The organism is Streptomyces sp. NPDC003456 (assembly GCF_042878735.1).
Taxonomy (GTDB): domain Bacteria; phylum Actinomycetota; class Actinomycetes; order Streptomycetales; family Streptomycetaceae; genus Streptomyces.
In genome coordinates this window covers 824,358-850,199 of record NZ_JBIAOK010000002.1, presented here as the reverse complement: position 1 = coordinate 850,199, position 25,842 = coordinate 824,358, and the positions used below count along the sequence as shown (strand labels likewise).

The window sequence follows — 25,842 nt, the reverse complement described above, 5'->3', positions numbered from 1 at the left end:
GCACGCAAGCGAAGGGTCGTCGGTGATTTCCTCCATGGCGATCGGTTGCCACGGCGGCATCGAGACCCTATGGCAGGGCGGGCCGTCCCGCGAGGCGGCGAGCGGCGCCGGGGTGTGCTCGCCGGGGGCGCGGGGTCAGCGATCGGCGGCCTCGGCGGCGCTCTTGATGCCCCGCAGAGCCTCTTCCAGGCCGTGATCCACCTGGGCGCCCTCGGTGCTGTCCGTGTGCAGCCGGACGGTGAGGCGGGACGTGGCGGCGTCGTCACCCGGGTCGATCTGCAGCCGGCCGTGGTAGTCGTGCGCGCCGGGGGCGCCCCACTCGAGCGTCCTGCCGTCCTCGATGACGTGGATCCACGCCTCGCTGGTGACGTCCTGCTCGGGGGCGTCGGGCGGGTCGATGTGAGCCGTCACGGTGACCTGGTCACCGCCGTGGGGCCGTGCCGAGGTCAGGCGCGGCAGGTAGGCGGGCAGGTTCTGCACGTCGGCCAGGTAGGCGAAGAGCCGGTCCGGTGCGACCGTGACCGTGATCGTGTCGTTGTAGTCACCCATGCCTGCGAAGGTTCCTCGGCACCCGCGGTGCGAAACGGAGGCGGGTTCCGGTCCCCCGCCGGAGGCGGCAGAAGGAGCATTCCGCTTCTCGGAGGAGGCCAGGACACAGGTGTCGGCGGCCCGGACGGACAGGGCGCGCTTCATCGCCGGCTCCTGGACTGGGCAGCCGTGAGCGGCCCCTTCGCCCGCTGAGGAGCCACGACGTCCTCGGCCTCCCGCTCACAGCGCGGTGCCCGTGCGCAACTGCCAGGTGACGACGGCCTGATGGGGCGTCATGCCCGCCTTCTCGTACAGGGCGAGTGCCCCGGTCGTGTTCTCGGTGTCCACGCCCAGTCCCACGGTATCCCGGCCGCGCTGGGCGAACGCGGCGAACGCGGTGCGCAGCAGGTACGCGCCGACCCCGCGGCCGCGCGCGCCCCCGGTCACGCCGAGTTGCCGGACCCAGCCCATCGCCTTGCGGTTGTCGTGAGCGGCCAGCGCGCCCACGGGACCGGTCCCGTCCACGTGTGCCAGCCACACCAGGGACGGATCGACGTCGCCGGTGGGGGTGGCCAGTCCCTCGCACCACTGCTCGAAGGTGACCGGGTGGTGAGCGAAGTGGTGGGTGAAGGCCTGCTCGATGAGGTCGTGGGCGAGCCGCAGGTCCTCCTCCGATGCGCAGGGGCGTACCGACAGACCCGGCTCGGCGGGCGGCGGGGACGTGGTGCCAGCCGCGACGGCTCTGCTGAGCAGGCTGTAACGGCGTACGGGGCGCCAGTTCCTCTCCCGCAGCAGGGCGGGGTCGAGGGTGGGCCGCTCCCGCAGGTACAGGTGGCAGACCGCTTCGTCCTGGCCGTTGGTGCGCGCGATGGCCACGGCACGCGACGCCATCAGGTCGAGCAGGGCCGCTCCCGCGTCCTGGTGTTCCGGGAGGGAGTAGTGGTCGGCGTCGATGTGCCCGGTGCCGTGGCTGTCGCAGACCAGCGCGTAGCCGACCAGTGTCCCGTCCGTGTCGTAGGACAGCCAGGTGTCGGTCTCGGGCCGGGTGCCCGACAGCGTCATGTCGCGGACGACCTCGGCCGGCTGGGTGTCCGGTGCGCCGGTCTCGATCACGTCGATCTTGTTGATCAGGTCGCAGATCTCGGCGGCGTCCTCCAAGGTGGCCGGCCGAAGGGTGAGGCGGGACCGTGCGGGGCGCTGTCGCATGCCCGTCAGTGTGTGCGGGGGTGGGAGGGGGTGCAACGGCTTTTCGACGGGCGGGCGGTGGGGTGGCAGGGCGTCAGCGGGTCGTCGTCACGGTTTCCCTCCCGGGGGCCGGCTCGGATCCCGCCGGTATGCGCGCGCACCGGGGCCGGGCTGCCAGGGGCGCCCGGCCCCGGTGCGCGGTGGCCTGCCGCGGTCAGGGGGTGCGCAGGGCCACCGCCGCGCAGTGGCCCTCCGGGACCGTGACGTCCGCCAGGGACCAGCCGGGCACGGCGGCCGGTTCGGGACCCGAGCCGACGTAGTCGGCCGAGGGGTCGGCGGACAGGCCCACACCCAGACCCTTCAGATAGGCCTCCTTGCGGGTCCAGACCCGGGTGAAGGCCGTCGGCCGCTCCGCCGCGGGCAGCCGGGACAGCTCCGCCGCCTCCCGCGGATGCAGGACGTCGGCGGTCTCCAGGATGGTCGCCGGTGCCACCAGTTCCTCCACGTCCACCCCGACGGGAGCCGTCGCGAACGCCAGGAGGCTCAGGCCGGTGCAGTGCGAGAGGGAGAAGTGCAGGGTGCCGCCGGGAAGGACGGGTCTGCCGTGGGGTTCGTCGCAGTGCAGGCACGGCGCCCGCTCGATGACGACCTCCCCCGGCGCGACGTCGAGGTAGAGGCCGAGGAGGCGCCGGAGCGCCACGTGCGCGCAGACGTAGGAGTCCCGGTCGGCGCTCTGCACGAACTCGGCCGCACGCGCCAGTTCCTGGCGGTCCAGGGTCGCCGGTGCCCGGCGCTCGGCGTGCGTGCGGTACTCGCTGGTGTCCACGAGCCACACCTCGGGGCCCGGGGACGGGCGGGGCGTGCCGCCCGGTCCGCCACCGGGGTCGGGGGCGGAGCCGGTCAGCCGCCGGGGCAGCAGCAGGCGGGGGACGGTCAGGACGGTCATGGCCCTCCTTCAGACGGCGGCCGGCACGGGCGCTTCGGCGGCCTGCTGCCCGGGCTCCCGGACGCGGGCCGGGTGGCGCAGGGCGAGGACGGCGGCCAGCGGGGAGACGAAGGCGATCGTGCCGCACAGCAGCCAGGTGGTCTGCACGCCCAGCACGAGCGAGAGGCTGCTGAAGACGGCGATGGAGATCGGGGCGGTGCCGATGCCGGCGAGCGCGAGCGTGGACATCGCGGCGCCCATCCGCTCCTCGGGCGCCGCCTCCTGGTAGAGGGTCACGATGGCCGGGCCGTTGAGGCCGGACAGCAGTCCGACGGCGGCCGCGACCGCGGTGAGTGACATCACCGACGGCATGAGTGCCATGACCAGGATGCCCGCGGCCAGTCCGGCGCCGGTGACGACCAGGCGGACGTACATCGGGATGCGGTGTGCCAGCACGGCGCCGAGCGCGCTGGACCCCAGGGCGCCGACGCTGAACGCGGCCAGGACCACACCGACGGCACCGACGCCCCAGCCCCGCTCGGACACCAGCAGCGGCAGGGCGACCTCGGCGGGCCAGCTGAAGGCCATGTCCAGGGAGAGGGAGGCGAGGAACATCCAGCGCAGCCGGGGGTGTCCCGCCAGCAGCCGGAAGCCGTCACCGGAGCGCTTCATCAGGGAGGCGCCGGGTTCCGGCTCGGGCCGGCGGAAGCCGTGGGTGACGTGCAGCAGGCAGCCGAGCCAGATCACGCCCGTCACCGCGCCGGCGGCCAGCGCCAGCCACAGCTCTCCCACGGAGATGAGGAACGCGCCGGCGGGGGCACCGAGGATGGGCGCCACCCGCAGCACCATGGCGTACAGGGAGTTGGCGCGGGCCAGCTGGTCGCCGCGGGCCAGCATCGGCAGCAGGACGCCGGAGGCGGGCCCGGCCAGGCCCAGCAGGACGCCTTCGATCAGGGCGATCACCACGAGCGGCCAGAGGGACTCGGTCGTCGCCGTGATCACGGCGCCCGCCGCCAGGAGCGCCACGCGGGCCGTGGTGGTGCGCAGGAGCACGAAGCGCGGGCCGAGGGTGTCGGCGACGGCCCCGCCGAAGATGAGCATGAGGGCGCGCGGCACGGTCGCGGCGAGCATCAGCAGGGTGACGGCACCGGTGCCTCCGAGCTGGACGGCCGTCCAGTTCATGGCGATGAGCAGCGCGAAACTGCCGAGCTGGACGGCGGCCTGACCGCCGACGAGGGAGCCGACCCGGCCCCAGGGGACCGGGTGCTGTGCGGTGGTGTCCATGGAGGTACCTGTTCTGTGCGAGGAAGGAGAGGGTGGGGCCGGCGCCCGGACGGGGACCGGGTCAGGTGCGGCGGGTGGCCAGGGCGCGGTGCACGGCTTGACGGACGGCACGGGCGGTCTCGGCCTGGCGGGGTGCGCGGCCGTACGTGCGCAGGTCCAGGTGTCCGCCCAGGTGGGCGAGTCCGGCTTCCCGCAGGGCACGGGTGGCGGCCGCCCCGGCGGTCCCGGCGCCGGGACCGGGCCGGACGGTGACGCCGGGCGGCGCATCAGGATCGGTGAGCCGGAACCTGGCGCGGACCAGCGCGCGAACGGGGCCGCGACGGGCGGAGTCGGGTGACCCGGTGCGGCCGCCGGCCGTTCGGCCTCGGGTTCGGGCCGGACCTGGCGTGCGTCGCGCGGGATCCAGGGGATGGCCCGGCTGTGGCCTCCGGGCCGGTCCCGCAGGACCGGCTGCCCGCATGCCCCGTGACGGTCCGGGTGTCCCGCCGTGCGTCGCCCGGCTCACGGCAGGTCCCCGGCCGTCACGGCGGGCGCCCGGCCGGGCTCCGGGACCGGCTGCGCGGTGGGGTCCCAGAGGTCCTCGGAGGCCAGATCGGCGATCCGGTACTTGCCCAACGCGCTGACGAGCAGCCGCAGTTCGAGGGCGAGCGCGTCGGCGAGACGGATCAGGCCCTCCTCGGGGTCCTCGTCCACCGCGAGCAGCGCAGCCCGGCCCAGGCCGACGGCGCGGGCGCCCAGGGCGAGGGCCCGCACGGCCCGGCCGCCCTCCCAGATCCTGCCCGTGGCCAGCAGGTCCCCGGCGGGCGGTCCGACGCGCCGCAGGCATTCGGCGAGCGGCAGCCCGACCTGGTCGAGGAAGACCCGCGGGGCCCAGCCGGTGCCGCCCTCCGCGCCGTCCACCGTGACGGCGTCGGCGCCGGCCGCCCAGGCGGTGGCGGCGGCCCGCGCGATGTCGCGGCCGGGGTGGAACTTCACCCAGGTGCGGGCGAGGGGGAAGTTGTTCCGCATGAACCGCAGTTGCTGGCGGACGATCTCCTCGGTGAAGGTGCCCGGGGTGGCGCAGCGCAGCCGCCGGCCGGGGTCGCCCAGGACGTCCTGCACCGTGAACTGCCCCGCCAGGCGCTCCCCTTCGGCGGTATCGACGACGGTCATGCCGCCCAGGCCGGGTTTGGCGCCCTGCCCCGCCTTCAGCTCGAAGCCGAGGCGGCCGGAGTCGCGCAGGGCGCGGGTGCCGGGGTCGCTGTAGAGCAGGTTCCACACCTCGGAGTCGGCGTCCTCGGTGGACTGCTGCACCACCACTGCGCCGACGCCGTCGGGGACGGTCTCCGCGTAGGCGGCGATGCGCTCCAGCAGTGCCGAGCGCACCCGGCCGGCGTCCCCGCCGCGCCGGTAGCCGTGCACCGGCACCATGTTCTCGCCGATCACCATGGGGATGCCCAGGCGTGCCGCCTGCCGGGTGGCCGCCAGGGCGAGGTCGCCGCTGCCGGCCCGGGTCGAGCCGAACGCCGAGAGGTACAACGGCAGCGGGGTGGCGAACCCGCCGGTGCTGCCGGTCAGGTCGACGTCCTCGTGGGAGGGTTCCCGGCCGAGGTCGATCAGCTTCTCCAGGCGGCGGGGCATGAAGACCGGCGGTGCGATGCGGAGCCGGTCCAGGGCGTCGGAGGGCTCGGGGGCGGCGGCCCCGAGAAGGGCGCCGCCGTACTCGCCGGCCGCCGGGAAGACGTCGGCGGTGCCGGTCCGGGCCCGTGCCCGTATCCGGCGCTCGGGGAATCCCGGCGCGTGCAGGGCGCTCACGGCGCGATCACCCCCGGCAGCTTCGGGTAGGCGCTGACCTGCCACAGGGAGTCGAGGCCGGTCAGGAAGCGGACCAGGCGCTGCAGTCCCATGCCGAAGCCGGCGCTGGGGCGGATGCCCTCGCGGGCCAGCTGGAGGTACCAGGCGTACTTGGCGGGGTTCTCCCCGCTCTCCCGCATCCGCGTCACGATCGTCGCGTAGTCGGACTCGCGCTCGCTGCCGCTGGCCAGTTCGCCGTAGCCGCCGTGGGCGAGCAGGTCGAAGTTGCGGAGCACGCCGGGGCGTTCGGGGTCCTCGCGGTCGTAGAAGCCGCGTGAGCCCTTGGGGTAGTCGTCGACGAAGAACGGGCGGTCGGCCTCGAGGGACAGCAGGCGTTCACCGGTCCAGTCGATCTCCGCGTCGGGGCTCTGCGGATGGCCGGCGGCGACGAGCCGGGCGACGGCCTCGTCGTGGGTGCGGGTGTCGAACTTGCCCGATCTCAGCTCCGCGAAGTCCAGTTCGTCGCGGCCCAGTTCGCGCAGCACGTCGGGGACGGCCGTCCACACGTGCTCGACGACGTGGGTGAGCAGCCCGGCGGCGACGTCCTGGGCGTCCTTGCGGGTTCCGTCGGCCAGTTCCACGTCGATCTGGTGGAACTCCACCAGGTGGCGGCCGGTGCCGGCGGTCTCCGGCGGTTCCACCCGCACGTTGGGGGCGACGTAGAACAGGCGCGGGAAGCCCGCGAGGGAGGCCTGCTTGTACAGGATGGCGCTGGTCATCAGCTTGTAGGGCTGTCCGTAGTAGTCGACGTCGAGTGCCTTGGCGCCCCGGCCGCCGGGGTCGGTGACCGGTCCGACCAGGGGCGGCAGCAGTTCGACGAAGCCCTCGCCGCGCAGGAACTCGCGTGCGGCGTGCAGGGCTTCCTGCTGGACCAGCATCGCCGAGCGCAGGCGCGGTGAGGCCAGGTGCTCGCCCAGCGCGGGCGGGGTGGTGGCGTCCATGTCGTCTCCTGGTCGTGAGGGGGGCCGGGTGGCGGGGGTGCGGGTGGCGAGGCGGGCGGGCGGGGTGGGGGGCGCGGGTGCCGTGCGCGCCGGTGGTGGTTCGGGGCGGTCGTAGCGGTCGGCCAGCGTGTTGAGGGCCCGCAGCAGGCCGGTGGAGGTCATGCCGCCGGGGGCGCCCGCCGCGGCGTACGGCACGGCGGGCATCCGTCCGACGGTGGACCAGCGCAGCGTGCCGTCGGGGGCGAGGAAGCTGCGGCTGCGGCCGGCGTTGTCCGGGTGCAGGCAGTAGGGGACGTCGAGCACACCGCGGGCGAACGCGGTGCGCAGCGCACGCCCCGGGTCGTCGGACAGCTCCAGGACGGCCTCCACGAAGGTGCGCGCCTCCCGGTAGATCTCGCTGTCCGTGGCGCCGGTGTCGTCCCGTTCGGCCAGGGCTGCCGCGGCGGCCGCGGTCTCCAGGGCCCGCACGTTCTCCCCCACCGTCGGGATGCGGTGCGCCTCGGCGGCCGTCTTGACGATCAGGCGTGCGGCACCGGACCGGACGGCGAGGTGGGCGGCGTCCTCCAGGAGCCGGGTGGCGCCGCGCTCGGTGCGGGGGAAGACGCCCATGTAGGCGTAGAGGACGACGTGCCGGTCCACGTCGGCGGGCAGGAACTCCCCGGCCAGCCGGCGCAGCGCGCGGACCGCGTCCTCGTCCTGTGCCCGGTCGGTCTGCTGGGCGTAGCTGAGGGAGATGCTGCGGATGCCGTGGCGGACGAAGAACAGTCCTTCCAGGAGGCTGAGCGCGACCAGCAGACCGGGCGGGCAGAGCTGCCCGAGCATGCAGCCGCCGAAGCTCTCCAGGTGCGGGGTGCGGTGGGCGGGGACCAGGGTGGCCAGCAGCTCGCAGGAGCGGGCCCAGTTGTCCACGGACTCGGCGAGCGGGGTGCGGCCGTAGGGCAGGCAGTACGACACGGGGCCGCCCTCGGTGGCGTCCAGTCCGGCCGCGGTGAGAGCCCGGACGATGGGCTCGGGCCGGGAGGAGCCGTGCCGGACCTGGACGGGGAAGCCGGGCGCGCGCAGGGAGTCCAGCAGGTCGCGGGTGACGTCCGGGGGATGGGTGGCGATGGGGTAGCCGTTGAGCGGGGTGCCCTCGGCGAGCGCGGCCCGGGCCGCGGCGAGATCGCCGGTGCGGGTGTAGCTGTCGATGGTGAGGGTGCCGACGGTGGTGGCGACCGCGGAGCGGGTGCGCCGCAGACCCTCGCGCATCCGCCGCGGGTCGCCGAAGCCCATGCGGGGCTGGACGACGAGACGGCCTGCGGCGGCCGCGGCGGCCACGAACTCCCCGAAGGAGGCGGTGGGTTGGGCACGTGAGCCGTGCACCCCGCCGGTGTCGGGGCCGGTGTGCTCCTCGCGCACGGCACCGGTCCGGTGCGGGGCGGGAAGCGTCGCGGTGGTGTTCACGCGGCGGCCCGCCCGGTGAAGGTCGCGTCCAGCCAGGCCCGCAGGGCGGTGGTGTCGCCGTCGTCGAAGACGGCCGCGCAGCCGGCCCGCAGCAGCCTGCCGCGCTGCTCGGGGTCGACCCGGCCGGCGACGCCCAGCTTGCCGCCGATGACGACGGGCGGGTGCGGGCCGGCGGCGCGCAGGGCCCGCACGGCGCTCAGCCCGTCGCGGTACCCGTGTCCGTTCACGCTGCTGATGACCACCAGGTCGGGCCGCTCGGCCGCGCACGCCCCGGCCAGCAGCCCGTCGGTGACGCACGGCCCGAGGTTGCGCACCCGGTGCCCGCACTCCTCCAGCAGCAGCTGGAGACAGACGAGGTTCCAGGTGTGGGAATCCGAGGCCGTGCCGGTCAGCAGGGTGTTCACATTCCGTCGTCGCATGCTCAGAAATATAGGGCTGCGGAGGATTCCGGAGAGGCAGTTGCGGCGGCAGGATGCCGGAAAGGAAAAGCCGCCTCCGCGAGGGCCGGAAAACGGCCGGAGGAACCCGGCACAAAAGGCCGCGCCCCGTCGGTGGACGGGGCGCGGAAGAATTCTGCGGATGTTGTGCGGCGGGGGTCAGGAATACTGTGCGACCAGGCTGAGCGGGCGGATGTCGGTCCAGTTGGTCTCCACGTACTCGAGGGCGGCGGCCCTCGGGCCGGGTCCCCACACCGCGTCCCAGCCTGCGGGGATGTCCGCGAAGACGGGCCACAGGGCGTGCTGCCCCTCGGTGTTGACCACCACGTGGAAGGTGCCCTCGGTGTCGTCGAAGGGGTTGGTCATGACAGGCTCCTCAAGGTGTCGGAAAGAATGCGGCCGATCAGGGCGAGCGGTTCGGGTTCGCCCATTCTGGTGTGGGGAACCCCGATCAGATGGTTTTCGACGCTGCCGTCGATGTAGGGGATCCAGTTCTGCGCGAGGGTGTTCTGCGTTTCTCCTTCTTCGAGTGCGCCGAAGAAAAGCAGGTCGGTTTTCACCGGGCGCGGGGCATAGAGGTTCATGATTTCGGCGTGGTTGATGGAGGCGCCGATGACCGAGCGGATCTCGTCGTCGGAGAAGGCGCCGAGCACCGGGTCCTTCAGCCGGACCAGGTCGATGAGCGCCTCGACGTCGAAGGGGGCGTCCTCGGGCTCGTCCGAGGCGTCGCCGACGAGCATGTCCCGCTTCTGCGCCGGCGTCATGCGGCGGCGCTCCGGCTCGGTGGGCAGCAGGTGCACGTCCATCATCGCCAGCAGGTCGCACCGCTCCCCCAGGTCGGCGAGCCGCACGGCCAGGGCGTGGGCGACGGTGCCGCCGAAGGACCAGCCGAGGAAGCGGTAGGGTCCGTGCGGCTGGACCTCGCGGATCAGCGGCAGGTAGTCGTCGACCATCTCCTCCACCGACCGGGGCGAGTGGCCCAGCTCCGCCAGGGCACGCGCCTGCACGGCGTACAGGGGCTGGTCGGGGCCCAGGTGGCGGGTGAGGCCGGCGTAGGTCCAGCCGACGCCGGTGCCCGGGTGGAGGCAGAACAGCGGGGGCCTGCTTCCCTTGGTCTGCAGGGGCAGCAGGACGCCCATCGGGTCGAAGCCGGTCGGTTCGTCGGCCAGCAGCCCCGCCACGGTCGGGGTGCGGAACAGGTCCCGCACGCCCAGGTCGAGGCCGAGGACCGCCCGCATCCGGCTGATCAGGCGCACACCGAGCAGGGAATGGCCGCCGAGGGTGAAGAAGTTGTCGTCGATGCCGACGCCCTGGACGCCGAGCACCTCGGCGAACAGGCCGCACAGCAGTTCCTCGCGCGGGGTGCGCGGGGCCCGGCCGGCGGTGCGGACGGCCGGTGCGGGGGCGGGCAGCGCCTTGCGGTCGGGTTTGCCGTTGACCGTCAGCGGGATCGCGTCGAGCAGCACCGCCGCCGAGGGCACCATGTGCTCGGGCAGTTCGTCCGCCGCCCAGCGCAGCAGGTCCGGGCCGGTCAACTCGTGGCCGGTGCGCGGCACGGCGTAGGCGACCAGGCGCTTGCCGCCGGGGCCGTCGTCGAGGACGACCACCGCGGCCTGCCCGACGCCGGGATGGCGGGCCAGGGTGGCCTCGATCTCTCCGGGTTCGATGCGGAAGCCGCGCAGCTTGACCTGGCCGTCGGCCCGGCCGAGGAAGCGCAGTTCGCCCTCGGCGGTCCAGCACACCAGGTCTCCGGTGCGGTACATGCGCCCGCCGTCGGCGCCGAAGGGGTCGGCGACGAAGCGCTCCGCGGTCAGGGCCGGGCGGCCCACGTAGCCGCGCGCCACCTGGGTGCCGGCGATGTACATCTCCCCCGCCACGCCGGTCGGCACCGGGCGCAGCCGTTCGTCCAGGACGTAGACGCGGGTGTTGTCGAGTGCCGCCCCCAGGTACACGCCCCGCAGGGTGCGCTCGGTGACGGGGAAGTGCTGGTGGTGGGAGGCGAAGGTGGTCTCGGTCGGGCCGTAGCTGTGCACCAGGACGGTGTCCGGGCAGTGCGCCAGGACCCGCTGGAGCGCCTGCGGGGAGGCCACGTCGCCGCCGGTCCACACCTCGTCGAGCAGCTTGAGGGTGTCCAGGCCCTCGTCGGCCATGACGTGGAACAGGCCCATGGTGAAGTAGGCGGCGGTGACGCGGTGGGTGCGCACGGTGTGGTCGATCTCGGCGAGGTCCGTGCCGTCGCCGGGGCAGAACACCAGCTGCCCGCCGCTCAGCAGCGGTACCCACAGCTCGTAGGTGGAGGCGTCGAAACCGATGGCCGAGTGCACCAGCATGCGCCGGTGGTGGTCGCGGTTCCAGCACCGGTCGGTCGCCAGCTCCACCACGTTGCGGTGGGTCACGCCGACGCCCTTGGGCCGGCCCGTGGAGCCGGAGGTGAACATCACGTAGGTGAGCGCGTCCTCGCCGACCGGCACACCGGGGTCCCCGGTACGGGCCGGGTCGGACGCGCCGGGCGCGTCCACCGCCAGCACGCGCAGCCCGGCCGCCGCCTCGGCGGTCACGGACGGCGAGTCCAGATGCGCCCGCTGGGTCAGGAGCACCGCGGCGCCGGTGTCCTCGGTCATGGTGCGCACCCGCGCCTCGGGCAGCCGGGGATCCATCGGCACGTAGGCGGCCCCGCACTTGAGGACCGCCAGCATCGCCACCGGCAGCAGGGGGGTGCGGTCCATCAGCACGGCGACGGCCGCGTCGGGCCGCACCCCGGCGTCGAGCAGGGTGTGGGCGAGTGCGTTGGCGCGGGCGTCCAGCTGGGCGTACGTGAGCTGTTCGTCGCCGTAGGACAGGGCGATGCGGTCGGGGGTCCGCCGGGCCCGGGCGGCGAAGCGCTCGTGCACCAGGCCGCATGCGGCCGACGGGGCGGCCGTGTCGTTGTACGCGGTCAGCAGCCGGAACTCCTCCTCGGCCGACAGCAGGACGAGGTCGGTGACGCGTTGCGCCGGGTCGTGCGCCACCGCCCGCAGGATGCGCTCCAGGTGGGTGGCGAGCACGGCGGCCGTCGCCGCGTCGTACAGGTCCGTGGCGTACTCCAGGACGCCGCCCAGTCCGGCGGCGCTGCCGTCGGCGGTGCGGGTCTCGCGCAGGGAGAGCGTCAGGTCGAACTTGGTGAAGCCCGATGCGGTCGGCAGCGGGGTGCCGGCCAGGGCACTGCCCTCCCCCGTGCCCGCCTCGGCGGGCTCCACCTGCACGATCGTCTGCACCAGCGGGTGCCGGCCGGTGGACCGGGGCGGGTTGAGCCGCTCCACCACCAGGTCGAAGGGCAGCTCCTGGTGGGCGAAGGCCGCCAGGTCGGTGGCGCGCACCCGGTCCAGCAGCTCCCCGAACGCCGGGTCGCCGGAGGTGTCGCAGCGCAGCACCAGGGTGTTGACGAAGAAGCCGACCATGTCGTCGAGGACCTCGTCGTCGCGGCCGGCGACCACGGTGCCCAGGGGCAGGTCGGTGCCGGCGCCGTGCCGGGTGAGCAGCGCGGCCAGCGCCGCCTGCACGACCATGAGCAGGGTGGCCCCGTGGTCCAGGGCGAGCCGCTCCAGGCGCGCGTGCACCTCCGCGTCCAGGACGACCGGGACCGCGGCGCCCCGTTTCGACGCCTCGGCCGGGCGGGTCCGGGCCGGGGTGGGTTCGAGCACCTCGGGGGCGCCCGCCAGGGTCTCGCGCCAGAAGGCGACGTGTTCCTCGGCGGCCGCGTCCTGGAGGGCGCCGCGCTCCCACAGGGTGTAGTCCGTGTACTGCACCGGCAGCGGCTCCCAGTCGGGAGCGGCCCCCGAGCGCCGGGCGGCGTAGGCGGTGGCCAGGTCGGTCAGCAGCGGACCCGTCGACCAGCCGTCGGCGGCGATGTGGTGCACGAGCAGCACCAGGATCTGCCCGGCGCCCTCCTCGGTGACGAGGGTGGCGCGCAGCGGCGGGTCGGCCGCCAGGTCGAAGACGTGGCCGGCCGCCGTGTCGACGGCCGCGGCCCACTCGCCGGCGGGGCAGTCGACCACGTCGAGCGCCGGGCGGGCCGCGGCGCCGGTCAGGACCCGCTGACAGGGCTCGCCGTCCACCGCGGGGTACACCGTCCGCAGCACCTCGTGCCGCCCGGCCACGTCGGCCAGCGCGTCGGCGAGGACGTGCGGGTCGAGCGGCCGGTCCAGCCGCAGCGCGAAGGGGATGGTGTACGAGCGGCTCGGGCCCTCCAGCTGGTCGACGAACCACAGCCGCCGCTGCGCGTACGACAGGGGCACCCGCTCGGGCCTGAGGCGGTCGGGGACGGGCGCCGGGCCGGGCCGGCCGGCGGACCCGGCCTGCCCGGCGAGGCGGGCGGCCAGTTCGCGCGGGGTCGGGGCGAGGAACAGGTCCCGGATGCGGGCCTCCAGACCCAGGGTGGCGCGGATGCGGTTGACCAGGCGCACCCCGAACATCGAATGCCCGCCCACCGAGAAGAAGTTGTCGTCCGGGCCGACCTCCTCGCGGCCGATGACCTCGGCGAAGAGGGTGCGCAGCACCTTCTCGACCTGCGGCTGCCCGGTGGCGGTGCCGGCCCGTGCGGCCGCCTCCTGCTCCCGTGTGGCGTGCCGGAGCCGGTCCCTGAGCGCGGTGAGGCGGCCCTTCTCCTCCTCGGTGAGCAACTCCTCCGCGTCGAACGGCAGATGAGGGTCTGCGGCGGCCCGCTCCAGGGCGCGCACGAAGAGGTCGAGCAGCAGGCTGGCGGTGCCCGGTTCGTACAGGTCGGCCGCGTACTGCCACCACACGGTCAGGCCGCCGTCACCGGGCAGGGCGACGCAGGAGGCGCTGAGGTCGAACTTGGCCGCCTCCAGACCCGGTTCGGCGAAGCGTCCGGCGAGCGGGCCGGTCGTGGCGGCGCCGGAGCCGTCCTCGGTCTCGGCGGTGAGCATCACCTGGAAGAACGGGTTCACCGCGAGGGACCGCTCCGGAGCCAGGTGCTCCACCAGCAGGTCGAAGGGAAGGTCCTGGTGGGCGTAGGCGGCGAGGTCCGCGTCCCTGGCCCGCTCCACCAGTTCCGCGTACGAGGCACGGCCGGACACGTCGGTGCGCAGCACCAGGGTGTTGACGAAGAAGCCCACCAGGTCGTCCAGGGCCTCGTCACCGCGGCCGGCGACCGGGGTGCCGACGGGGATGTCCTCCCCCGCGCCCGCGGCCGCCAGGGCGAGGGCGAGCGCGGGCTGCACCACCATGAGCAGGCTGGCCCCGCGGGCGTCGCCGAGCGCGGTGAGACGGCGCAGCGCGTCCGCGCCCAGCCGGGCGGTGAGGGTGGCTCCGGCGCCGGTGGGCTCGGCGGGGCGGGGGCGGTCCGCGGGCAGGTCGAGCACGGTCGGCATGCCGTCCAGTGCCGCCCGCCAGTGCGCCAGCAGGGGTGCCGGGTCCGCGAGCAGGTCCCGCTGCCACAGGGTGTAGTCGGCGTACTGCACCGGCAGCGGCTCCCAGGCGGGGGCGGCTCCGGCGCGGCGGGCCGCGTAGGCGGTGGCGAGGTCGCGCAGCAGGGGGCCGACGGACCAGCCGTCGGTGGCGATGTGGTGGGTGAGCAGGACGAGTGTCGCCTGCGCACGGCCGTCCCCGGCCACGGGGTCCTCGGTACGGAACAGCGCTGCACGCAGGGGGAGTTGGGTGGCCAGGTCGAAGGTGCCGGACGTGAAGCGGGTCACCTCGGCGCCGAGGTCGCCGGCGGCGCAGGTGCGCACGTGGAGCGGGACCGGCGGCTCGTCGAGGACGTGCTGGTAGGGCTCGCCGTCGACGGCCGGGTACACCGTCCGCAGCACCTCGTGGCGTTCCACCAGGTCACCGAGGGCGGCGGTCAGGGCCGCGGGGTCGGGCTCCTCGTCGAGCCGCAGCACGACCGGCAGGTGGTAGGTGGTGGACGGGCCCTCCAGCCCGGCGAGGAACCACAGCCGGCGCTGGGCGTAGGACAGCGGCACGCGGTCCTCGGCCGGCAGCGGTTCCCCGGCGAACACGTCGAACGCCGGGTCCGGTGCCGTGACCGCGGAGGGGGCCGGGGCGGCCGTGCGGGCGGCGCGTGCGCGCAGTTCCTTGCGGTCGATCTTGCCGGAGGAGGTGCGGGGCAGGGACGGGACCGGGGTGAACGCCGTGGGCACGGCGGCCGGGGGCAGCGCCTGCCGGGTGTGCTCGCGCAGCGCGGCCGGGTCCTCCGTGACCACGAAGGCGGTCAGGCGCTTGCCGCCGCCCGGGGCGTCGGTGGCGACCACGGCGGCTTCGCGCACCCCCGGGTGACCGGACAGCACGGACTCCACGGAGGCGGGGTCCACCCGGTGGCCGTTGATCTTCACCTCGTCGTCGGCCCGTCCGTCGAAGCCGAGCTGCCCGTCGTCCCGGACGCGCACCAGGTCACCGGTGCGGTAGGCGCGTTCGGCACCGAGGCGGACGAAGCGGCGTTCGGTCAGTTCGGTCCGGCCCAGGTAGCCGAGCGCCAGCTGCCCACCCAGCAGCCACAGCTCGCCGTCGACCACCGCGGCCCGCATCCCGGGCAGCGGCGTGCCGATCGGCACCGGCCCGCCGGTGTGGCGGGACAGGTCGGCGACGGTGGCGACGACGGTCGTCTCGGTGGGTCCGTAGGTGTTCAGCAGCCGCACCCGCTCGGGGTCCACGGCCGCGCACCACCGGGCCACCCGCTCCGGCAGCGCCGCCTCGCCCCCGATGACGACCGTGCGCAGGGTGGGGGGCAGTTCGGCGAGCCCGGCGGCCACCGCGTGCGCCAGCTCGTGCCAGTAGGCGGTGGGCAGGTCCAGCACGGTGACGCCGTGCGCGGCGCAGCCGGCCAGCAGCCCGGGGACGTCGAGCATGTCCTCCTCGCGCAGGACGAGGGTGGCGCCCGCGCCCAGGGTGAGGAAGATCTCCTCGACGCTGGCGTCGAAGTGCAGCGGGGCGAACTGCAGGACCACGTCGTCGGCGGTGATGCCGTAGACGTCGGTGGCCGCGGCCGTGAAGGCGGCGAGCGCGTCCTGGCCGACGACCACGCCGTTCGGGGTGCCGGTGGAGCCGGAGGTGTAGATGACGTACGCGGCGTCCGGGTCCACGCCGGGTCCCGGCAGGACGTGTTCGCCGTCGACGGTGGTCAGGCCGGTGCCCGTGCAGTCCGCGAGGACGGCCGCGGTGCGGGCGGCCGGGGCCCCGGGGTCCAGCGGCAGGTAGGCCGCGCCGGTGCGCAGGGCGGCGAGGAGGCCCACGACGGCGTCGATGCCGCGCGGCCGGTGCACGGCGACCAGCCGGCCCGGCCCCGCCCCCCGGGCGGCCAGCTCGTCGGCGCGGAACGCCACGGCGAGGGCCAACTGCCCGTAGGTCATCCGGCGTTCGCCGTGCACGAGGGCGGTCCGCTCGGCGTCCTGACCGGCGATCCGGTCCAGGACGCGGGACGCCGTGCGGGGCGCCGGGCCGCCGTCCAGGACGGCGGAGGCGGTGGGGACGGTCGAGGGCATCGCGGGGCCTCCAGGCGAGGGATCGGGGTGTGCCGCCGGCTGACGTGCTCTCACGCTAGGCAGCGCGCGTGCCCCCGGCGGGCAGTCGGCGGGGCAGCTGCCCGGCGGCTCGGCACCCGCTTCCTGCCGCTGCCACCGCGAAACTGCCGCCGCGGCTGCCGCCGCCCGTCCCGGCCGTGCCCGGCGCCGCCCGCCTCAGCGGTGGACGGCGGTCTCGTCTCCGCGGTGCCTCCCGACGACCCTCTCCGCGGTGCCTCCCGACGACCCTCTCCGCGGTGCCTCCCGACGACCCTCTCCGCGGTGCTGTCCGCCGCCCCTCTCCGCGGTGCCTTCCGCCGCCCCCTCTCCACGGTGCCTGCCGCCGCCCGCCTCCGCCGTGGCCGGGCACGACGAAGCCCGGAGCGGCCGAGGATGCCTTCGGTCGCTCCGGGCGGTGGGTCGGTCGCGGCGCGGGCCGCTCCCTCGCCGACGCCGTGCGAGGCGCGGGTGTTCTCCGGGCGTGGGGCCGCCCGTCCCTTACGGCTGACGGACCCGGCTGCCGCCGCGTGTGCGGCGGCGCAGCGGCGGTGCCGGTGCGGGACCGGCGGTGGCCGCGGCCGCCGCCAAATAGGCGGCCAGTTTGGCCGGGGTGGGGTGGCGGAACACCTCGCGCAGGGTGAGCTCGCGGCCCAGTTCGGTGCGGACCCGGTTGACCAGCCGGACCGCGAGCAGCGAGTGGCCGCCCGCCTTGAAGAAGTTGTCGCCCGGGCCGACTTCCCGCCCGTCGAGCACCTCCCCGAACAGCCGCAGCACCCCGGTCAGCAGGGTGTCCCCCGGCCCGCTCACGTCGTCGCGGGCGTCCCGAACGGCCTCCCGCGGGCGGGCGGTGTCGTCGGGCGCGACGGTGATCACGGCCGGCACGCTGTACTCCGGCAGTCGCTCCGCCGCCCAGGCCTGCACGTCCTCCTCGACGAGCCCCCGGCCGGTCACCCGGGCCGTGATGCGGTCCTCGGCGACCCGGACCCGGGCGTCGTCCACCGCCGGGTGCGCGGACAGGACGGCCGCCACGTGCCGCACGTCGATCCGGTAGCCGCTCACCGAAGGCCGCTCGCCGCGCCGGTCGGCCGGAGCCGGGAGGTCTCCGACGCGTGCGTCCGGGTCGGACGCGTACAGCTCCAGTGCCCGCGTCAGCAGATCGGTGAGCCGGGCGGCCCCGGCCGGCGTGAACAGGTCCGTGGCGTACTCCAGTACGCCCGCAAGGGAGCCGTCCGGCTGTTCCGTCAGCGCGAAGGTGAGGTCCGACTTCGCGGTCGTCGAGGTGTGCGGCAGCTCGGTGCCGGCCAGCGGGCCGGCCGACGTGTCCTCCCGTCCCGGACGGGAGTCGACCTGGAGCATCACCTGCACCAGGGGGTGGTGGGCGGTGGAGCGGTGCGGGTTGAGGTGCTCCACCAGCCGGTCGAAGGGCAGGTCCTGGTGGTCGTAGGCGGCCAGATCCGCGTCGCGCACCCGTTCCAGGAGGGTGCCGAAGCCGGGATCGCCGGAGGTGTCGGTGCGCAGGACGAGGGTGTTGACGAAGAAGCCGACCAGGCCGGACAGCGCGTCGTCGCCGCGCCCCGCCACGCTGGTGCCGAGCGCCAGGTCGGTCCCCGCGCCCAGCCGGGTCAGGCAGGCCGCGAGCGCCGCCTGCACGGCCATGAACAGCGTGGCGCCCCGGGACCTCGCGGTCCGCGCCAGGGCCCGGTGGGTGGCGGTGGGCACCGTGAAGCCGGTCAGCGCACCGCGTCCGGACGGCACGGCCGGGCGCGGCCGGTCCGTCGGCAGGTCGGTCAGCGGCGGCAGCTCCGCCAAGGTGTCCTGCCAGAAGCGCAGTTCGTCGTCGGCGCCGCCGTCGGCGAGCACCTGCCGCTGCCACAGGGTGTAGTCGGCGTACTGGAGGGGCAGGGCGGGCCGGTCCGGCGCCTGTCCGCGCGCCCGCGCTTCGTACGCGGCCGCCAGGTCGGCCAGCAGCGGGCCGGTGGACCAGCCGTCGGCGGCGATGTGGTGCAGCAGCAGGACGAGGGTCTGCGGGCCGTCGCCCTGCGGGTGCAGCAGCCAGGCCCGCAGGGGGATGTCGCGGGCCAGGTCGAAGACGTGCGCGGCGGCGGCGTCGACGGCCGCCGCGGGATCGGCGGGCCGGCCCAGCTCGAGGTGCGGGCGGGCCCCGTCCAGCACCTGCTGGTACGGCTCCCCGCCCTCGCTGCCGTAGACGGTGCGCAGCACCTCGTGCCGTTCGGCGACGTCCGCGAGCGCGTCGGCCAGCGTCATCGGGTCCAGCGGCCGTTCCAGCCGCCGTACCAGGGCGATGTTGTAGGTGGCGGACGGGCCTTCCATCTGGTCGACGAACCACAGCCGGCGCTGGGCGTACGACAGCGGCAGCCGCGCGGGACGCCGGTCGGCGGGGACGGCCACCGGGCGGGGCCGGGACACCGTGTCGTCCGCCCCGGTCTCGGCCAGCCGCCGGTGCAGGGCGAGGGGGGTCGGTGCGAGGAACAGGTCGCGGATGCCCACGTCGACGCCGAGCACCGCCTTGACGCGGTTAACCAGCTTGCTGGCGAGCAGCGAATGCCCGCCGGACTTGAAGAAGTTGGCCTCGGCGGTGAACGTGTCGCGCCCCAGCGCCGCGGCGAAGAGCCCGGCGAGGATCTCCATGCGCGGGGCGTGCGCGGCGGCCCCGGCGGTGGCGGCTCCGGCGGTGTCCGCGGCGGGCTGCCGCGCGGCCGTCGCCGCCAGCCGCTCGCGCCGGGCCGTCAGGGACCGCTCCTCCTCGGCCGTCAGCAGTCCGAGGTCCGACACCCGTGCCGCGGCGTCGGTGGCGACGGACCGCAGCGCGCGTGTGAACACCTCCAGCAGCAGGCGGGCCGTGTCCGCCTCGAACAGGTCCGTGGCGTACCCGAGGTGGAGGTCCATCCCGGCGGGGCCGCCGTCCGCCGTGCGGCGCACGGCGCAGTGGAACGACAGGTCGAACTTGGCGGCGCCCAGATCGGTGGTGGTCGCGGTGGCGGTCAGCGCGCCGAGAGCGGCCCGTTCGGCGGCGGTCTCCTGCACGGTGAGCATCACCTGGAAGAACGGGTGCTCGCCCAGGGCGCGCCCCGGCCGTGCGAGCTTCTCGACGAGCAGGTCGAACGGGAGGTCCTGGTGGTCGAAGGCGGCCAGGTCGGCGTCGCGCACCCGGTCCACGAGTTCGGCGACGGCCGGATCCCCGGACAGGTCCGTGCGCAGCACCAGGGAGTTGACGAAGCAGCCGACCAGTTCGTGCAGGTCCTGGTGGGAGCGGCCGGCCACCGGAGTTCCGACGGCCAGGTCCGGGCCCGCGCCGACGGCACGGAGCGCGGCCGCCAGGGCCGCCCTGACCACCATGAACAGGCTGGCTCTGCGCTCCCGCGCGAGTGCCGTCAGCGCGCGGTGGGCGCCGGCGTCCAGGACGGCCGTCACCGCCGCTCCGCGCCCCGACGGCTCGACCGGCCGCGGGTGGTCGTACGGAAGGTCCGTCCGCTCGGGCAGGCCGGACAGGGTCTGCTCCCAGAAGGCCAGCAGCCGCTCCCGTGCCGGCCCGGCCAGCAGTTCGCGCTGCCACAGGGCGAAGTCGGCGTACTGCACGGGCAGTGCCGGCCAGGCGGGTGCGCGGCCCGCGAGGCGTGCCGTGTAGGCCTCGCCCAGGTCGCGCACCAGCGGGGCGAGGGACCAGCCGTCCGTGGCGATGTGGTGCACGAGCAGGACGAGGACGGCGGTGCCGTCACCGGGCAGGAACACCCGCGCGCGCAGGGGGCCTTCAGACGCGAGGTCCAGGTGCGAGCGGCCGAAGGCGGCCACCCGCCGGTCCAGTTCGCCGGGCGGGCAGGGTTCCCACTGCGGCGGTCCGTCGGGGATCAGGTCCGCCGGCATCACCCGCTGGAAGGGTTCGCCGTCCTTGGACCCGTACACCGTGCGGAGCACCTCGTGCCGGGCGCGGACGTCGGCCAGCGCGGCGGCGAGCGCCCGCCGGTCGGGCACCCCGTCGAGGCGCAGCACCAGTGGCGCGTTGTAGGCGGCGGAGGCGCCCTCGATACGGCCGAGCAGCCACAGGGCGCGCTGCGCGGCCGACAGGGGCAGCAGGGCGGGGCGTTCCCCGGCCGGTACGGCCGTCAGCTGCGGCCGGTCGTCGGCGCGGTCGGTCCGTGCCGCTTCGTCGAGCCTGCGGTGCAGCGCGGCCGGGGTGGGCGCGAGGAAGAGGTCGCGGATGCCCACGTCCGTGCCGAGCGCCCCGCGGATGCGGTTGACCAGCTTGCCGGCGAGCAGGGAGTGGCCGCCGTTGCGGAAGAAGTTGGTGTCCGCGGCGACCGTCTCCCGGCCGAGCACCTCGGCGAACAGGCCGCACAGGATCTCCTCGCGCGGGGTGAGCACGTCGGCCCGGACGGCCGCGGGCGCGGGCCCGGCGCTCGCGGTACGCCCGGTGCGGGCGGGGCGCCGCCGCAGGGCCTGCCGTTCCCCGGCACTCAGCAACCGGAGCTCGCCGACGGGTCGCCGCGGGTCGGCGGCGAACGCGGCCAGAGCCTCGAGGTAGGCGCCGAGCAGCAGCCGGGCGGTGTCCTCGTCGAACAGGTCCTCGGCGTACGTCAGGGCCACGTCGATGCCGTCCGGGCGGCCGTCCGCGGTGTGGTGCTCGGCGCAGTACCAGGTCAGGTCGAACTTGGCCGCGTCCAGGCCGGTGTCGGCGGTGCGTCCGGTGATGCCGCCGGTGAGGAGGAGGGGATCCGGGCCTGCGTCGTCCGCCGCCACGGTCAGCATCACCTGGAAGAACGGGTGGTGGCCGAGGGCCCGTTCCGGCGCCAGGTGCTCCACGAGCACGTCGAAGGGCAGGTCCTGGTGTTCGTAGGCGGCCAGGTCGGCGTCGCGGACCCGGTCGACCAGTGCGGACACGGCCGGGTCGCCGGACAGGTCGGTGCGCAGGGCGAGGGAGTTGACGAAGAACCCGACCAGGTCGTACAGGTCCTCCTCCGGGCGGCCCGCGACGGGCGTGCCGATCACGATGTCCTCGCCGGCCCCGGCGGCCGCCAGGGCGGTCGCCAGCGCGGCCCGGGCCACCATGGTCGGCGTGGCGTTCCGGGCGCGGGCCAGGGCCAGCAGGCCCGCATGGGCGGCCGCGTCCAGCCGGCCGGTGACGGTGGCTCCGCGGCCGGACGGCTCGGCCGGGCGGGGCCGGTCGGCGGGCAGGTCGAGCAGCGCGGGCGCTCCGTCCAGTGCGCCGCGCCAGTGGGCCAGTTGCTCGGCGGCCAGGCTGTCCGGGTCGGCCGGGTCGCCCAGCAGTTCGTGCTGCCACAGCGTGTAGTCCCGGTACTGGACGGGCAGCGGCTCCCAGGCCGGCGCCCGGCCCGCGCACCGGGCGGCGTAGGCCACCGCCAGGTCGCGCAGCAGGGGGCGTACGGACCATCCGTCGGTGGCGACGTGGTGGAGCAGCAGGACGAGCACGGAGGTGGCCGGGGAGGGGACGGTGGCGGTGCCGGCGGTGGGGGCGGTGCCCGTGGTCCCGTCACCGGTCCGGAACAGCCGGGCGAGCAGCGGCGGCCGGGCGGTGATGTCGATCGGCTGCCGGACGAACGCGGCGACGGCCGCTTCGCGTTCAGCGGGTGCGCAGTCCTCGACGGCCAGCGGCTCGACGGCGGAGGCCGGCCGCACCTGCTGGTAGGGCTCCCCGTCGGCGCCGGCCGCCAGGACGGTCCGCAGCACCTCGTGCCGCTCCACGACGTCGGCCAGGGCGGTCCGCAGGGCATCGGGGTCCGGCACGCCGTCCAGGTGGAGCACGACGGGGGCGTTGTAGGCCGCGGAGGGCCCGTGCAGGCGGCCCAGGAACCACAGCCGGCGCTGGGCGAACGACAGCGGGATCACGGTCATGGTCCTTACGCGTCCTGGCCCGGCGCGGCGGCGACGAGCGTGTCGATGTGGGCGGCGAGGTCGCGCAGCCGGGGGTTGGCGTAGACGGCCTTCACCGGCAGGGCGACGCCGAGTTCGGCGCGGACCCGCGACACCAGCTTGATCGCGAGCAGGGAGTGTCCGCCCAGTTTGAAGAAGTTGTCGTCCGGCCCGATGCGGGAGGCTCCGAGCACGGTGGACCAGACCCCGGCGATCAGCGCCTGGGACCGGGACAGCGCCGGGTCGGCGGCCTCGGGCGCCGCCTTCCGCACGGCGGGAGCGGGCAGTGCGGCCCGGTCCAGCTTGCCCTGCGTGGTGGTGGGGAAGCGCTCCACGGCCACGAAGGCCGCCGGGACCATGTACGCGGGCAGCGTCGCCGCCAGGTGTGCGCGCAGGGCCGCGGCGTCCGCCGGGCCGGCCGCCGGGTCCTGCGGGCGGTGGTAGGCCACCAGGCCGGGGGCGCCGTTGACGTCGTCGCGCAGGACGACCACGGCTTCGGCGACCCGTGCGTGTCCGGTCAACGCGGCTTCGATCTCGGGCAGTTCGATGCGGTGACCGCGCAGTTTGACCTGCCCGTCGGCCCGTCCGAGGCAGACCAGCCGGCCGTCCGGCAGCAGCCGCACGAGATCGCCGGTGCGGTACATGCGGGCGCCCGAGCCGTCCGGGTCGGCGATGTAGCGGTCCGCCGTCAGGGCCGGGCGCTTCCGGTAGCCGCGGCCCACGCGCGGGCCCGCCAGGTACAGCTCGCCGCTGCCGCCGGGCGGCACCGGGCGCAGCGCCTCGTCCAGGACCCGTCCGCGCAGGCCGGGCAGGACCGTGCCGATGTGCGGTTCGTCCGCGCCGTCGATCCAGCCCGCCGTGGCGTCCACGGTGCATTCGGTGGGCCCGTACAGGTTGACCGCGCGCAGCACGCCGGCCGTGGTCCGCTCGCCGATCCGCCGCCACAGGGCGGGGCCGATCGCCTCGCCGCCGACGAGCAGGGTCAGGGGGCGCGGCCCGCCGTCGGCCGTCAGCAGCTCCAGCAGCGGTTCGGCGTGGGCGGGAGTGATGTCCAGGGCGGTCAGGGCCTGCTCGTCGACGAAGCGGGCCAACAGCGCCGGGTCGGCGCGCGTGTCGTCGTCGACCATGACCAGGGTGTCGCCGCGGCACAGCCGTACCCACTGCTGTACCGAGGCGTCGAAGGAGGGCGAGGCGTTCCAGCCGACCCGGCCGGTGCCCGGGCCGGCGATGCCCTCGGACTCCAGCTCGGCCAGCAGCGCGGAGACCGCGGCCCGGCCGATCTCGACGCCCTTGGGGCGGCCGGTGGACCCCGAGGTGTAGATGACGTACGCGAGTCCGTCCCCGGGGACGGGCACGGGCTCGTACGGCGTCTGCGTTTCGCCCGTGGACGCCGTGAGGTGGCCGACGGTGACATGCGCGGTGCCCGGTGCAAGGACGTCGGTGCAGCCGTCGGGGACGACGACCAGGTCGGCGCCGGAGTCCGCCACCAGGTAGCGCCGCCGCTCGGCGGGGAGTCTCGGGTCGACCGGGAGGTAGGCGGCGCCCGCGGTGAGGGTGCCGATCAGGGCGGTCACCAGGTCGGCGCCGCGCGGCAGGGCGAGGGCGACGACGCTCTCCGGGCCGATGCCGCGGGCGGCGAGCCGGCCGGCGATCCGCATGGCCTCGGCGCGCAGCCCGGCGAAGGTCAGTTCGCGGTCGGCGGCGACCACGGCGGTGCGGCCGGCGGGCGCCTGGGCCAGGCGGTCCAGCAGGTCGGTGACGGACGGGGCCGGGCGCTCAGCGGTGTCCGCGACGGCGGCGCCGCGCTCCGGGGTGCGCGTGGCGGTGGCGAGGTGCTCGGCGGTACGCGCAGCGGTGGCGGGGACCTCGGTGGTGTGCGTGGTGGCGGTGGCAGGAGGCTCGGCGACGCTCGTGGCGGAGGCGGGGCGCTCGGGCAGGACGGCGGTCATGGCGGCGGTCACTCTCCGGAGAAGACGGTTGTGGCGGGCTCGGTGGTGGGGGCGCAGTCGGCGAGCGCGATCGGCTCGCCCATGGCGACGAGGATCTTGCGGTCGCCCTTGAATGCCTCGCGGCCGTGTGCGCACAGGACGTTGTCGACGAGCATGAGATCGCCCTCCTGCCAGGTCTCGCGGACCGTCACCCGGTCGTAGACGGCGTTGATGGCGTCGACCTCGTCGTCGGTGAGGCGGCTGCCGTCGCCGAGGTAGGTGTTGAAGGGCAGGCCGTCCTCGCCGTACGTCTCGACCAGCACGTCGCGGACGTCCGGGTCGAGGGTGCGGCTGTTCCAGAACGCGAAGTGGTTGAACCAGCTCCGCTCCCCCGTGACCGGGTGGGTGACGATCGCGGAGCGGCGCTGACGGGTCACGAGCGAGTCGTCGTCCCGCCACTCGAAGCCGACGGTGTTCTCCGCGCAGTACGCCTCGGCGACGCTCCTGTCCTCGGTGGCGAACGTCTTGTACCAGGGCAGCCCGGCCAGTTCGGAGTAGTTGCGCACCAGCAGCCAGCCCATCCGCTCGAAGCGCGCGACCAGGTCCGGCGGGAGCAGGCGCAGCGCCTCCCGCATGTCGCCGACCGTGGTGGCGCCGCCCTCCTCGGGCGCGATGACGCAGCCGAACAGCAGGACGCCGGGGAAGTCGAGGGTGTAGCTGTTCTCGTTGTGCAGCCGGATGGGCTGGACGGCGGGCAGGTCGGTGGAGGAGAAGACGCCCTCGCCGAAGTCGGTGCGCGGGGTGGCCTTCTCCTTGTAGCCGGCCCGCTGCGAGATCAGCGCGTCACGGGCGGCGGCGAAGCTCGCCGCGTCCCGCACGGGCAGGCCGCGCAGCAGGACGGCACCGGAGCGGTGCAGCTCGGCCTGGATCTGCTCGCGGTGGACCGTCAGCCAGGCCACGGCCTCGTCGAGTCCCGCGGCAGCCGGAACGTGCACGACGACGGGCTTGCCCGGTTCGCGGACCGGGGTGATCGAGCCCGTGGCGGGAACGGCCGGGGCGTCTGCGTAAAGGGTCATGAGGAATCCTTGGAAGTGAGGAAAGCGGGAGGCGGATCGGGTCGGCCGCGGGGCCCGTCAGGCGGCCGGGGTACGGGGCCCGTCAGGCGGCCGAGGCGGTGACGCGGGCGCCGACGACGGAGGACAGCACCGAGAAGAACCGCGGCAGCTGGTCCTGGAAGTAGAAGTGGCCGCCCGGCAGGACGTGCTGGGTGAACGCCCGGCCGGTGACCTCGGCCCAGCGGCCGAGGGAGGCGGCCGGGGCGACCGGGTCGGCGTCCCCGCCGATCACCGTCACGGGGCACTCCACACGGGCTTCGGCCACCGGGCAGCGGTAGACGTCGTCGATGGCGAAGTCGGCGCGGATGGACGGGATGACGATCTCCCGCAGCTCCGGGTCGTCGAGGATGGCGTCGTCGGTGCCGCCGCGCTCCTTGATGGCGGCCACCAGCTGGTCGTCGTCCAGCCGCTCGGGGTGGACGACGGCCGGGTTGTCGAGGAACGGCGCCCGGCACGCGGAGGCGACCAGCGCCCGCGGCGTGCGGCCGGCCGCCTGGAGCAGCCGCACCACCTCGAAGGCGACCAGGGATCCCATGCTGTGTCCCAGGACGACGAGGTCGTCGGTGGCCCCGGGAGGCAGGCAGGCGGCCACCGGTCCGGCCAGGTCGGCGATGTCGCGCGGCAGGTCCTCGGCGAACCGGGCACCGCGCCCCGGGTACTGGCCGATGAGCAGCCGCACGTCGGCGGGGAGGTGCTCGCGCCAGTCGGCATAGGCGTGGGCGTTGCCGCCGGCGTGCGGCAGGACCAGCAGTGCGGTGCGCTGCGGTCCTTCACCGGGCAGGTCCCAGACCACGTCGTCGGGCGCGGGAGTCGGTGCGGTGTGGTCGGTCATGCGGAACTC

General features: G+C 75.2%; 14 protein-coding genes. 1 reads left to right on the top strand and 13 read right to left on the bottom strand.

The genetic code is table 11. The features are described 5' to 3' along the window. Window positions 1–135: 135 nt before the first annotated feature. The 4 genes from ACFYWG_RS09490 to ACFYWG_RS09475 all read right to left on the bottom strand — a co-directional run bounded on the left by ACFYWG_RS09490 (window position 136) and on the right by ACFYWG_RS09475 (window position 3,922). A complete protein-coding gene (locus tag ACFYWG_RS09490; protein WP_383508849.1) occupies window positions 136–549 on the bottom strand; it encodes an SRPBCC family protein in 414 nt (137 codons plus the stop codon). 219 nt (window positions 550–768) lie between these two features. Then, a complete protein-coding gene (locus ACFYWG_RS09485) occupies window positions 769–1,734 on the bottom strand; it encodes a GNAT family N-acetyltransferase (protein ID WP_389200325.1) in 966 nt (321 codons plus the stop codon). A 193-nt stretch (window positions 1,735–1,927) separates the two neighbouring features. After that, window positions 1,928–2,659 carry a 4'-phosphopantetheinyl transferase family protein gene (locus ACFYWG_RS09480; protein ID WP_383509014.1) on the bottom strand — a complete coding sequence of 244 codons (732 nt, stop codon included), beginning with the start codon at window positions 2,657–2,659 and terminating at the stop codon, window positions 1,928–1,930. 9 nt (window positions 2,660–2,668) lie between these two features. Next, window positions 2,669–3,922 carry an MFS transporter gene (locus tag ACFYWG_RS09475; RefSeq protein ID WP_389200322.1) on the bottom strand — a complete coding sequence of 418 codons (1,254 nt, stop codon included), beginning with the start codon at window positions 3,920–3,922 and terminating at the stop codon, window positions 2,669–2,671. Between the two features lie 97 nt (window positions 3,923–4,019). Between ACFYWG_RS09475 and ACFYWG_RS09470 the strand changes: the two genes are divergently transcribed. After that, complete coding sequence (locus ACFYWG_RS09470; RefSeq protein WP_389200320.1) at window positions 4,020–4,259, top strand: hypothetical protein; 240 nt, start codon at window positions 4,020–4,022, stop codon at window positions 4,257–4,259. Between the two features lie 164 nt (window positions 4,260–4,423). Here ACFYWG_RS09470 and ACFYWG_RS09465 read toward each other — a convergent pair whose 3' ends face one another. The 9 genes from ACFYWG_RS09465 to ACFYWG_RS09425 form a co-directional block, all read right to left on the bottom strand. Further along, window positions 4,424–5,716 carry a glutamate synthase-related protein gene (locus tag ACFYWG_RS09465; RefSeq protein WP_385420304.1) on the bottom strand — a complete coding sequence of 431 codons (1,293 nt, stop codon included), beginning with the start codon at window positions 5,714–5,716 and terminating at the stop codon, window positions 4,424–4,426. Further along, complete coding sequence (locus ACFYWG_RS09460) at window positions 5,713–8,139, bottom strand: amino acid--tRNA ligase-related protein (RefSeq protein ID WP_389200317.1); 2,427 nt, start codon at window positions 8,137–8,139, stop codon at window positions 5,713–5,715. Before ACFYWG_RS09460 ends, ACFYWG_RS09465 begins: the two co-directional genes overlap by 4 nt. Further along, window positions 8,136–8,558, bottom strand: coding sequence for a cobalamin B12-binding domain-containing protein (locus ACFYWG_RS09455; protein ID WP_389200315.1), 423 nt, complete (start codon window positions 8,556–8,558; stop codon window positions 8,136–8,138). The genes ACFYWG_RS09460 and ACFYWG_RS09455 overlap by 4 nt, the downstream gene beginning before the upstream one ends. Before the next feature lie 177 nt (window positions 8,559–8,735). Continuing rightward, the gene (locus ACFYWG_RS09450) at window positions 8,736–8,942 is read right to left on the bottom strand and encodes an MbtH family protein (RefSeq protein WP_389200313.1); all 207 of its coding nucleotides are present in this window, start codon (window positions 8,940–8,942) and stop codon (window positions 8,736–8,738) included. Next, window positions 8,939–16,054 carry an amino acid adenylation domain-containing protein gene (locus ACFYWG_RS09445; RefSeq protein WP_389200311.1) on the bottom strand — a complete coding sequence of 2,372 codons (7,116 nt, stop codon included), beginning with the start codon at window positions 16,052–16,054 and terminating at the stop codon, window positions 8,939–8,941. The genes ACFYWG_RS09450 and ACFYWG_RS09445 overlap by 4 nt, the downstream gene beginning before the upstream one ends. Window positions 16,055–16,570: 516 nt before the next feature. Beyond that, window positions 16,571–21,940 (bottom strand): condensation domain-containing protein, encoded by a 5,370-nt coding sequence (locus ACFYWG_RS09440; protein ID WP_389200309.1) that lies wholly within the window; start codon window positions 21,938–21,940, stop codon window positions 16,571–16,573. Window positions 21,941–21,945: 5 nt separating this feature from the next. Further along, window positions 21,946–23,907, bottom strand: coding sequence for an amino acid adenylation domain-containing protein (locus ACFYWG_RS09435; RefSeq protein WP_389200307.1), 1,962 nt, complete (start codon window positions 23,905–23,907; stop codon window positions 21,946–21,948). Window positions 23,908–23,915: 8 nt separating this feature from the next. Continuing rightward, window positions 23,916–24,962, bottom strand: a complete 1,047-nt coding sequence (locus ACFYWG_RS09430; RefSeq protein ID WP_383509038.1) for a TauD/TfdA family dioxygenase — start codon at window positions 24,960–24,962, stop codon at window positions 23,916–23,918. Between the two features lie 82 nt (window positions 24,963–25,044). After that, window positions 25,045–25,833: a thioesterase II family protein gene (locus tag ACFYWG_RS09425; protein ID WP_383509041.1), complete on the bottom strand. Its 789-nt coding sequence runs from the start codon at window positions 25,831–25,833 to the stop codon at window positions 25,045–25,047. Window positions 25,834–25,842: the final 9 nt, after the last annotated feature.